This window comes from Bacteroides sp. 224, from assembly GCF_010500995.1.
Taxonomy (GTDB): domain Bacteria; phylum Bacteroidota; class Bacteroidia; order Bacteroidales; family Bacteroidaceae; genus Bacteroides.
Genome location: NZ_QVMK01000085.1, coordinates 1 through 1564 on the forward strand (window position 1 = coordinate 1; position 1564 = coordinate 1564).

Below are 1564 nucleotides of genomic sequence, written 5' to 3' on the forward strand. Positions count from 1 at the left end.
CAGGGCATCCACTCAATAATCTCAACAGTTGAATTTTCAATATTTGCATAAGCTTGTCGCTCCATACCATCAAGTTAAGGGTTATTGCCTTTTTTCGACCCGAAGGGTCAGTTTAAAGCAGCCCGGGATAAAGCGAAGCGACATCCCGGGTATAGTTGAAACACATCAGCATCCAGCGTCCCAGAGGGACAATTTAATAACTCCATTAGCCTGTTATTTCATTAAGTTGTCCCTTTGGGACGCCCTCTTGAGGATCGGTATTTACCCGGGGTGCCGTTCGCTATGCTCACTGTACCCCAGGCTGTTTTAAAGTGTCCCTCTGGGACGGAGGTCAAGCTTACGCAAACTCAACTATTAAGATTATAAATTCTTTGAATTCCTATAATTTCATCTCTGTACTTCTCATCCCACCCACATAGTTTTCTTTTTCCAGCCATTCCAAGTTTGATTTTACTTTGTTTCAATAGCATGAGCACCATTTTACACATTGCTGAAAAGTTAATAGCGGCATTGTCTGTTTTTCTTGTATAATCCTCTCTAAATGAAACATCTAACTGCCAATGTAGGTTGTTTTCCACCTGCCAATGTGCCCTAACGGACTCCAATATCAATTGTGGATCTTGTGGTAATGAAGATATATAGTATCTGGTTTCTGTGGTTTGCTCTCCATCTGCTAATTGTCTAATAGAGGTGATTTTAGCAATCGTTTTTATCCCTTTCCACCCAGCATAAAAATGCTCCGGATAGACTACCGCATCGCAAACACACTCTCGATATTCTTTTCTACCATGACCTTCATTCTCCTGAAAGTAACGCTGTTTGTAAGGTAAGTAAAGACGATCCTCTTCGGTGAGTAAAGATGAAATCAGGTGCTTAAGTTTTTTCTGGTTATTCTTCACACAAAGAATATAGTCGGCTCCTGCCTGAATAATCAATTCGGCTATTTTCTTCTGGCAACCGACCGCATCAATCGTTACAATACATTGTTCAAGATCAAGTACTTTTATGAGTTCGGGAATAGCTGTTATTTCATTCGATTTACCATCTACCTTGCGTTGACCAAGGCAAATATGGTTAGCAGCAGACCAGGCACTAACCATATAAAGACGATCCTTTACCCCAGAACCCTTAGAACCAGAACTTTTACATACAGCTTTACCATCAATGCAAACCACGCCAGGAACTTGCCGACAAATCTCATCAACCCAAAGTTGAAAGCAAGCTTCAAACCAATCAATGTCTAAAAGAGAAAAGAAACGATTAAAGGTTTCAGCACAAGGAATGCCGGACAAACCTGGCAGACGGCTCTTAAAATAAGATTCATTGCTACGACCAAACATACAGATCTCATGCCAAGTTTCGGCACCACAGAGAACTGAAACAATGGCGATAAAAACGATTTCATCCACTTTGTAGATCTGGTTTTTATTATTACGCATATCAGGAACACATTCACAAAACTCTTTGATACTCATAAATAGGATATTTAAAAAGGAAATAGAGCACAAAGAAAGCTATTTTAGGGCAAAAAATAAACTGTTGAGATTATTGAGTGGATGCCCTG

Annotated in this window: 1 protein-coding gene; it reads right to left on the reverse strand. The window is 40.0% G+C overall.

Annotated elements, in window-relative coordinates:
* Positions 1-347: 347 nt before the first annotated feature.
* Entirely contained in the window at positions 348-1475 is a 1128-nt protein-coding gene (locus D0T60_RS18420) for an ISAs1 family transposase (protein WP_163219938.1), read from the reverse strand.
* Between the last annotated feature and the right edge of the window lie 89 nt (positions 1476-1564).